Origin of the sequence: Streptococcus sp. 3874 (genome assembly GCF_013276425.1) — a bacterium.
In the GTDB taxonomy this organism is placed as follows: domain Bacteria; phylum Bacillota; class Bacilli; order Lactobacillales; family Streptococcaceae; genus Streptococcus; species Streptococcus pseudopneumoniae.
Map to the genome: position 1 here is coordinate 1 of NZ_VMLA01000070.1, position 8,315 is coordinate 8,315.

Genomic DNA, 8,315 nt, shown 5'->3' on the forward strand with positions numbered 1-8,315 from the left:
CTTAACTTAATGACATTGATCAGGAAGCTGGTCTATTTTATTTTGTAGTTATTGAGAAAAAGTGGTTTGTTTTAATTTGACTATTATACACATAATGCGTATAATAGTAAGTGTAAGGAGGTAACGAATATATATGCCACTTACAGGTAAAGAAATGGTGAAACTAGCTCTTGAGAATGGATGGGTTGAAGTTCGTCAAAGAGGAAGTCATCATCATTTTAAGAAAGAGGGTTTTTCTTATCTTGTCACGATTCCAGTTCATGGAAATGAAGATTTGGGAAAGGGATTGGAGAGAAAGATTCTCAAAGATTTAGGATTGTAATTTTTACTTTCCTAAGTCTTTTTACATCAGAGGTAGTAGAATGTTGGGGGTAGTAGAATGTTAAAAACGTATCCAGCTATTTTTCATAAAGAAGGAACAGGATATTGGGTAGAATTTCCAGAATTTGGTGGTGGTACAGAAGGAAAAAATATCGAAGAAGCGATGAAAAATGCTCGAGAAATGCTTGAAAATGTTTTAGCTTCTTATATCGATGAAGGGATGGCGTTGCCTACTCCAAGTGATATTTTAAAGATTGAAGTTTCAGATGGTTTTGTATCAATGATTCAAGTTGATCCTGCGCCTTTTGTGAGAAGTAACAAGGCGATTAGAAAGAACGTGACCGTTCCTGAATGGCTAGTTCGTCTTGCTGATCGAGAAAAGATTAACTATTCAGAAGTTTTGGCACAAGCATTAGAGAAGAAGTTGCAAGTTTAAATTTAAAGACTGTATTTATTAGGGAATAAGTTTGATATGTATTGGTAAAAGTGATACAATAGATATACAAGAAGAAAAGGAGAAATGCTATGTCACAAATTGCTGTAAGAGTAGATGATGAATTGAAAAAAGAAGCGACTGCGATTTTTAATGAGTTGGGGTTGGATATGTCAACTGCTGTGAAGTTATTTTTGAAGCAAAGTGTGTTGACAAGAAGTATTCCTTTTGAAGTTAAACTTGATTCTGAGTAAGGTGAAATAAAAGTGTGGATAGATATAATCTAAAGGGGTTCGGTTATGGTTTATACAATAGATCAGATAAAGGAAAAAATTGTTCCTGTTGCTAAACAATATGATTTATCTAAAATTTATCTATTTGGCTCTTATGCTAGGGGCGAAGCTGATGGGAAAAGTGATGTTGATATTGCTTTGGAGTTAGAGGATGATTCTATATATTTTGATGTATATGGTAGACTTTTGACTATTTTTGATGGTAATATAGATATTCTATTGGTTAGTGATTTACTTTCTCCAAAAACAAACATTGGGAAGTTAGTCAAGAAAAATTTTTTGAATGATAGAGAGGTTATTTATGAGAAGTCAATCTCTTGAAACTGATATAGCATATTTGAAGGATATGGTTTTATATCTTGATAAGGCCGATGCTGTTTTGTATAAAGCAAGAAGATATAATTTACCTTTAGATGATGATATGGTAGTTGATTCTATCGCTATGAATTTAGGACAGGTAGGAGAACAGTTATCGTTAGGCAAATTATCAGAGGAAGTAAAACAGAAGTATTCAGATAGGATAAACTGGACTCAGATAAAAGGTTTTAGAAATTTTATTTATCATAATTATTCTAACTTAAATTTTAAAATTATAGAGGGTATATTGAAGGAATCTGTTCCCAAAACGAAAGAATCTTTACACTCGATTATAAGAGAATTAGAAGGTGAATTATAAAATAGAAAATGAAAGAGAAACTCTAAAAACGTATGGAAGATTTGCTAGAAATCGACAAATTTTATTCCTCAAAAAACGAATACTTCCATAAGAGAAATTATTATTGATGAAGATTTAATATCTGTATTGGATGCATTGAAAGAGGAACAAGATAAGGTTCTTTATAATCGTGAAGAATTAAAGAAATATGATTTGGTCTCTTGTGATAGAAGGTATAAACTTTCTACAAATTATGGATTGAATAAATACTTGAAAGTATTTTTATCCGAACTTGGGATAGGTAGCCAAACCATGATAGCAAAAGCAGGCAGGCATATTTACGGTTTATATTTATTAGACTTCCTGCAAAACTAGAATCCTAGTTCATGATTGATAATACCAACAATCAAATTCATTCGTAATCCGAAGCGTTTACGATGATTTCGATAGGTTGTTGAAAATATTTTAAACGTTTTCATAGTGAAATGAAATAAGAACAGGACAAATCGATCAGGACAGTCAAATCGATTTCTAACAATGTTTTAGAAGTAGATGTGTACTATTCTAGTTTCAATCTACTATACTCTGTCAAAAATATTCTCAACCTTGATTCTCTCCTTAGATAGCGCATGGTTACAGGCTTTATCTTCAGCTGTTAGCAGCTTGAGTTTGCTGGATTTCCTCGGAGTTTGCGCTTGAGGATATAGCTTCATGAGCCCTTGATAAGCACTGTCAGCCAAGATTTTACCAGCTTGTCCGATATTTCTGCGACTCATTTTGAACAACTTCATATCATGACAATAGTTCACAGCGAGCTCCAAAGAAACAATTCTCCCTTGACTTGTGACAATCGCTTAAGCCTTCATAGCGTGGCATTTCTTTTTACCAGAATCATTCTCTAATTGTTTTTTTAGAACGATTGATTTTTACTTCCGTCGCATCAATCATTACCGTGTCCTCAGAACTGAGAGGAGTTCTTGAAATCGTAACACCACTTTGAACAAGAGTTACTTCAACCCATTGACTCCGATGGGTTAAGTTGCTTTCGTGGATACCAAAATCAGCCGCAATTTGTTCATAAGTTCGATATTCTCGCACATATTGAAGTCGCCATAAGAAGGTATTCTAGGCTTAGTTTAGGTTTTCGTCCCCCTTTTGCGTGTTTACCTTGATAAGCTGTTTTCAATACAGCTAACATCTCTTCAAAAGTCGTGCGCTGAACACCAACCAGGAGCTTAAATCGTGCATCAGTTAGTTGTTTACTTGCTTCATAATTCATAGAACTATTCTACCATATTTTGTTTCGCAGGAAGTCTATTATCAAAAGGTGTTGATATATGGGCTGTTTCAAGATTACTAAGGCATAAAGATATACAACAAATTATTCAAACTTACGGACATACTCTAAAAGAGGGTTATTGATAAATAGTATAGGAAGAGCCTTAAAATAAGGTTTTTTCTATTTATCGATTCCAGCAGGGGGTATGTAATTAGATACTATAGTAGATTGAAACTAGAATAGTGTATCTGGACTTCTAAAACATTACTAGAAATTGATTTGTCCTATTCCTATTTCATTTTACTATAAAAACCGCTCAACTGAGCGGTTTTCGTCTATTCATATCCTCTTACAGTACCCATGTTCGGATGGCATGGGCAACGCCGGATTCGTCATTTGTTTTAGTGATGTATTTGGCGATTTTTTTGATTTCTTGATTTCCATTTTCCATGACAACGGGGTTCCCAACGACTTCCAGCATGGCACGGTCATTTTCTTCGTCACCGATAGCCATGGTTTGATCTTTGTTCAATCCGAGTTTTTCAGCTAAGTGAGTAATAGCTGACCCCTTGTCTATATTCTTTTTAAGGAGTTCGAGGTAGAAAGGAGCAGACTTGTTGATAGAGTAGCGTTCGTAAAATTCTGCTGGGATTTTTTCAATCGCAGCATCGAGAATCTCAGGCTCATCGATGAACATACACTTGACGATTTCCTTGTCAGACATTTCTTCAGGTGTGCGGTAGAAGATAGGCATGTTGACGAGGGTTGATTCGTGCACAGTGTATGTTCCGATATTGCGATTGGCAGTATAGATACCGTCCTTAGTAATAGCATGCATGTGGACACCGAGCTTACGACTGAGAAATTCCATATCCAGATAATCCTCATAAGTCAAGGATTCGCTGATAATCTCATGCCCTGTAGCAGTTTCTTGGACAAGGGCACCATTGAAGGTCACAACATAGTCACCCTCGTCTCTCAACTGCAAGTCGTCCAGAAGTTTGGCAACACCTGCGATAGGGCGGCCAGTTGCAATGACGACTTTGACACCAGCTTCTTTGGCATCTTGGATGGCAGAAAAGACTTCAGGAGTAATCTCCTTTTGACTGTTGACTAGGGTTCCGTCAATATCGACAGCGATTAGTTTAATACTCATAAAATTCCTCTTCTAGTTTTTATTTGGGGTAAAATGATCGTTCTCAATCAAGTGTAAAAATTGCTGGGTAATGCTTGCAAAGATGCTGTTTTGGTCCAACATTTCTTTTGGAAAATAAAAGCGATTATCTCCGTGGCGACTGCCAGCAAGGGATTGGACGATAGGAGACAGGCTAGAGAGTTCGGCCAGTTGACCATTTTTTTGTAAAATCTCAATCTGTGTCCGCGGATTTTCAGATTCGGGACGATAGATATCATAAGGGAGGTCGAAGTTCTTATGAATAGCAGTATAGTAGTCTGGATCAAAGCCAATGTCCTCAACCAATTTTCTCATGCTAGCGAGTTGGTCTTGGTCTTCTTGTGAAAAGGTAATGGATTTAAAGACCTTGCGGTTGACAAAGCGTTGCGACAGGTCTGCAAGAATCTTATCAGGACTGGTCATCCAGAGCTGGAAGTAGGTATTCATCACACCATCATCCAGAGCCAGATAATCAGACAAGGTCACATTTTTTTCAAAGAAAGGCAGGAGGTGTGGGGAAGTTCGTGCAAAGAAGTCTTTGTCCTCAGGATAGAGTTCCTTAGCGCGTTTGAGAAGATTTTGTAGGAGAACTTCCATAGCGCGTGTTGCTGGGTGGAAATAAACCTGCATATACATTTGGTAGCGGCTGAGAACATAGTCTTCGATGGCGTGCATGCCATTGCGCTGAAAGGCGATACCATTTTCGACAGGACGAATGACACGCAAGATCCGAGTCAGGTCAAATTCCCCATAAGAAGCTCCTGTAAAATAGGAGTCGCGCAAGAGATAGTCCATGCGGTCCGCATCAATCTGACTAGAAATCAGTTGCACAACCTGTTTGTTAGGGTAGGTATGGTCTATGACACTGGCAACCTTTTCTGGAAAATCTGGCGCCACTTGTAGCAGGACTTGGTGAATCTCCGTTTCAGGACTTTGGATAATCTCCTGAGTAATGGCTTCGTGGTCTGTATCAAAGAGATGTTCAAAAGTATGGGAGTAGGCACCATGCCCAAGGTCGTGTAAAAGAGCAGCGGTCATGGTCAAGAGAGACTCTGCAGGATTCCATTCCTCAGGATATTTTTCTTCGAAAATCTCTGTGATGCGTCGTGCAATTTCATAGACGCCTAGACAGTGAGAGAAGCGACTATGTTCTCCACCGTGGAAGGTATAACTGGAAGTTCCCAGTTGTTTGATACGACGCAAACGCTGAAATTCTTTTGTATTGATCAAGTCATAGATGATTTGATTATTGACATGGATGTAGTTGTGAACTGGGTCACGGAATACTTTTTCGTTCATATGACCATTATAGCAAAAAGCTAGAGTTTTTGGTAAAATAGTAGGACAAGAGACAAGAAAGAGGACCTGATGTGAAGATTCGGATGCGAAATACGATTCAGTTTGATGAGCAGTTGGAAGTGATTGACCAGCTTTATGACGTGGAAGTGCATGAGAAGGGAGATTATAGCTATCTGCTTTTCTATAATGAGGAAAAGGAAAAAGTAGTGATTAAATTTCATGGTCAAGAACTGGTGATGAGCCGATTTTCCAATCCCAAGACCACTATGCGCTTTCTAAAGGATAGTGATAGTTTAGCCTATATCCCTACACCTATGGGCATGCAGGAGTTTATCATCCAAACGAGCCATTATCAAGTAGATGGGCAAAAGATTGAACTAGACTATCAACTGCAAAACCAAGAGGGACATCCCTTTGCTAGCTATCAATTGGAAATTACTTGGGGCTAGGATCTTATTTTTTTCAAATTTTTTCAAATTTTGCTAGCTATCTTCTTGTATTGACTTCCTAGTGTGGTAGATTAGGCTAATTTTTGGTATAATAAAAGTTATGGAAATTGAAAAAACCAATCGTATGAATGCGCTCTTTGAATTTTATGCAGCGCTTTTGACAGATAAGCAAATGAATTATATCGAGCTCTACTACGCTGATGATTACAGCCTTGCTGAGATTGCCGAGGAGTTCGGTGTCAGTCGTCAGGCTGTCTATGACAATATCAAGCGAACAGAAAAGATTCTGGAAGATTATGAGATGAAATTGCACATGTACTCTGACTACATTGTCCGCAGTCAGATTTTTGACCAGATTTTGGAGCGCTATCCCAATGATGACTTTCTGAAAGAGCAGATAGAAATTTTAACAAGCATTGATAATAGAGAATAAGAGGAAGAAAAATGGCATTTGAAAGTTTAACAGAACGTTTGCAGAACGTCTTTAAAAATCTACGTAAAAAAGGAAAAATCTCTGAATCTGATGTCCAAGAGGCAACCAAAGAAATTCGCTTGGCCTTGCTTGAGGCCGACGTTGCCTTGCCTGTTGTAAAGGACTTTATTAAGAAAGTTCGTGAGCGTGCAGTCGGGCATGAGGTCATTGATACCCTTAACCCAGCGCAACAAATTATTAAAATCGTTGATGAGGAACTGACAGCCGTTTTAGGTTCTGATACAGCTGAGATTATCAAGTCACCTAAGATTCCAACCATCATCATGATGGTTGGTTTACAGGGGGCTGGTAAAACAACCTTTGCCGGTAAATTGGCCAACAAACTTAAGAAAGAAGAAAATGCTCGTCCTTTGATGATTGCGGCGGATATTTATCGTCCAGCTGCCATTGACCAGCTTAAGACCTTGGGACAACAGATTGATGTGCCTGTCTTTGCACTTGGGACAGAGGTTCCAGCTGTTGAGATTGTACGTCAAGGTTTGGAACAAGCACAAGCCAATCATAATGACTATGTCTTGATTGATACGGCAGGTCGTTTGCAGATTGATGAGCTATTGATGAATGAGCTTCGTGACGTAAAAGCACTGGCTCAACCAAATGAAATTCTCCTCGTCGTTGATGCCATGATTGGTCAAGAAGCAGCCAATGTTGCGCGTGAGTTTAATGATCAGTTGGAAGTGACTGGGGTTATCCTTACCAAGATTGACGGCGATACTCGTGGTGGTGCGGCTCTATCTGTTCGTCACATTACCGGAAAACCAATCAAGTTCACTGGTACAGGTGAAAAGATTACGGACATTGAGACCTTCCACCCAGACCGCATGTCTAGCCGTATCCTTGGCATGGGGGATATGCTTACGTTGATTGAGAAAGCTTCTCAGGAATACGATGAGCAAAAGGCTCTTGAAATGGCTGAGAAGATGCGTGAAAACACCTTTGATTTCAATGATTTCATTGATCAGTTGGATCAGGTGCAAAACATGGGGCCGATGGAAGACTTGCTCAAGATGATTCCAGGTATGGCCAACAACCCAGCCCTTCAAAACATGAAGGTGGATGAACGCCAGATTGCTCGCAAACGTGCCATTGTGTCTTCTATGACACCTGAAGAACGTGAAAATCCAGATTTGCTAAATCCAAGCCGTCGACGTCGTATCGCAGCTGGTTCTGGGAATACATTTGTCGAAGTTAATAAATTCATTAAAGACTTTAACCAGGCTAAACAACTCATGCAGGGTGTTATGTCTGGAGATATGAACAAAATGATGAAGCAAATGGGAATCAATCCAAACAACCTTCCTAAAAATATGCCAAATATGGGAGGAATGGATATGTCTGCCCTTGAAGGAATGATGGGACAAGGCGGTATGCCTGACCTGTCAGCTCTCGGAGGAGCAGGAATGCCAGATATGAGTCAGATGTTTGGTGGTGGACTCAAAGGTAAAATCGGTGAATTTGCCATGAAACAGTCCATGAAACGCATGGCTAACAAAATGAAGAAAGCGAAGAAGAAACGCAAGTAAGACGAAGGAAGGCCGCAGAGCTTTCCTTTTTTAGAAAAATAATAAAGGTCTATTTTGAATCTGTAAAGAATAAAAAATAATAATACTCAATGAAAATCAAATAGCAAACTAGGAAGCTAGCCGCAAGCTGNNGTCAGTCACATATATACGGTAAGGCGACGTTGATGTGGTTTGAAGAGATTTTTGAAGAGTATAAATATAAAGAAAAATCAGAAATTGAGATTAGAGAACTCTTTTGATTTCAATCCTTATTTTTGATAAAATGAAGCTGTAATGTATTAAAAATGAAGCATTACAAAGATAGGATAAGCCAACTTAATTTGTTAGAAAATTAAAATTACAAAAGCTTGACAAAGCTAAGAAAGGATACTACCATGAGCACAGCACAGCACAGCA

The 8,315-nt window shown here is 38.5% G+C and carries 10 protein-coding genes and 3 pseudogenes; 9 read left to right on the forward strand and 4 right to left on the reverse strand.

Features of this window, described 5'->3' with window-relative positions:
- The first annotated feature begins 133 nt into the window (after positions 1-133).
- The 6 genes and pseudogenes from HT703_RS07520 to HT703_RS12170 all read left to right on the forward strand — a co-directional run.
- Positions 134-322 carry a type II toxin-antitoxin system HicA family toxin gene (locus HT703_RS07520; protein WP_001131503.1) on the forward strand — a complete coding sequence of 63 codons (189 nt, stop codon included), beginning with the start codon at positions 134-136 and terminating at the stop codon, positions 320-322.
- Between the two features lie 57 nt (positions 323-379).
- A complete protein-coding gene (locus HT703_RS07525; protein ID WP_000921490.1) occupies positions 380-757 on the forward strand; it encodes a type II toxin-antitoxin system HicB family antitoxin in 378 nt (125 codons plus the stop codon).
- An 89-nt stretch (positions 758-846) separates the two neighbouring features.
- Positions 847-1,008 carry a type II toxin-antitoxin system RelB/DinJ family antitoxin gene (locus tag HT703_RS07530; protein WP_000077979.1) on the forward strand — a complete coding sequence of 54 codons (162 nt, stop codon included), beginning with the start codon at positions 847-849 and terminating at the stop codon, positions 1,006-1,008.
- Positions 1,009-1,053: 45 nt separating this feature from the next.
- Positions 1,054-1,368 carry a nucleotidyltransferase domain-containing protein gene (locus HT703_RS07535; protein ID WP_000263130.1) on the forward strand — a complete coding sequence of 105 codons (315 nt, stop codon included), beginning with the start codon at positions 1,054-1,056 and terminating at the stop codon, positions 1,366-1,368.
- Positions 1,349-1,723, forward strand: coding sequence for a HepT-like ribonuclease domain-containing protein (locus tag HT703_RS07540; RefSeq protein WP_001257560.1), 375 nt, complete (start codon positions 1,349-1,351; stop codon positions 1,721-1,723). The genes HT703_RS07535 and HT703_RS07540 overlap by 20 nt, the downstream gene beginning before the upstream one ends.
- Position 1,724: 1 nt before the next feature.
- Positions 1,725-2,059, forward strand: a pseudogene (locus HT703_RS12170) (site-specific integrase); the annotation flags it as partial.
- 14 nt (positions 2,060-2,073) lie between these two features.
- Here HT703_RS12170 and HT703_RS07550 read toward each other — a convergent pair.
- From HT703_RS07550 to HT703_RS07565, 4 genes and pseudogenes are all read right to left on the reverse strand, one after another.
- Positions 2,074-2,181, reverse strand: a pseudogene (locus HT703_RS07550) (IS5/IS1182 family transposase); the annotation flags it as partial.
- Positions 2,182-2,283: 102 nt separating this feature from the next.
- Positions 2,284-2,981: pseudogene (locus tag HT703_RS07555) on the reverse strand (transposase family protein); the annotation flags it as partial.
- Positions 2,982-3,330: 349 nt separating this feature from the next.
- Positions 3,331-4,137: a sugar-phosphatase gene (gene yidA, locus HT703_RS07560; RefSeq protein ID WP_023936120.1), complete on the reverse strand. Its 807-nt coding sequence runs from the start codon at positions 4,135-4,137 to the stop codon at positions 3,331-3,333.
- A gap of 12 nt (positions 4,138-4,149) precedes the next feature.
- Positions 4,150-5,454: an HD domain-containing protein gene (locus HT703_RS07565; protein WP_023936119.1), complete on the reverse strand. Its 1,305-nt coding sequence runs from the start codon at positions 5,452-5,454 to the stop codon at positions 4,150-4,152.
- Positions 5,455-5,525: 71 nt separating this feature from the next.
- Between HT703_RS07565 and HT703_RS07570 the strand changes: the two genes are divergently transcribed.
- The 3 genes from HT703_RS07570 (at position 5,526) to ffh (ending at position 7,919) form a co-directional block, all read left to right on the forward strand.
- Positions 5,526-5,903, forward strand: a complete 378-nt coding sequence (locus HT703_RS07570; protein WP_023936117.1) for a DUF1934 domain-containing protein — start codon at positions 5,526-5,528, stop codon at positions 5,901-5,903.
- 100 nt (positions 5,904-6,003) lie between these two features.
- Positions 6,004-6,336 (forward strand): putative DNA-binding protein, encoded by a 333-nt coding sequence (locus tag HT703_RS07575; RefSeq protein WP_023936115.1) that lies wholly within the window; start codon positions 6,004-6,006, stop codon positions 6,334-6,336.
- A gap of 11 nt (positions 6,337-6,347) precedes the next feature.
- A complete protein-coding gene (gene ffh / locus HT703_RS07580) occupies positions 6,348-7,919 on the forward strand; it encodes a signal recognition particle protein (RefSeq protein WP_023941312.1) in 1,572 nt (523 codons plus the stop codon).
- Positions 7,920-8,315: the final 396 nt, after the last annotated feature.

Excerpts from the sequence above, each read along its gene's own strand:
- HT703_RS07520 (WP_001131503.1), top strand. The coding sequence starts at position 134 with ATGCCACTTACAGGTAAAGAAATGGTGAAACTAGCTCTTGAGAATGGA.
- HT703_RS07525 (WP_000921490.1), top strand. The coding sequence starts at position 380 with ATGTTAAAAACGTATCCAGCTATTTTTCATAAAGAAGGAACAGGATAT.
- HT703_RS07530 (WP_000077979.1), top strand. The coding sequence starts at position 847 with ATGTCACAAATTGCTGTAAGAGTAGATGATGAATTGAAAAAAGAAGCG.
- HT703_RS07535 (WP_000263130.1), top strand. The coding sequence starts at position 1,054 with ATGGTTTATACAATAGATCAGATAAAGGAAAAAATTGTTCCTGTTGCT.
- HT703_RS07540 (WP_001257560.1), top strand. The coding sequence starts at position 1,349 with ATGAGAAGTCAATCTCTTGAAACTGATATAGCATATTTGAAGGATATG.
- yidA (WP_023936120.1), bottom strand. The coding sequence starts at position 4,137 with ATGAGTATTAAACTAATCGCTGTCGATATTGACGGAACCCTAGTCAAC.
- HT703_RS07565 (WP_023936119.1), bottom strand. The coding sequence starts at position 5,454 with ATGAACGAAAAAGTATTCCGTGACCCAGTTCACAACTACATCCATGTC.
- HT703_RS07575 (WP_023936115.1), top strand. The coding sequence starts at position 6,004 with ATGGAAATTGAAAAAACCAATCGTATGAATGCGCTCTTTGAATTTTAT.
- ffh (WP_023941312.1), top strand. The coding sequence starts at position 6,348 with ATGGCATTTGAAAGTTTAACAGAACGTTTGCAGAACGTCTTTAAAAAT.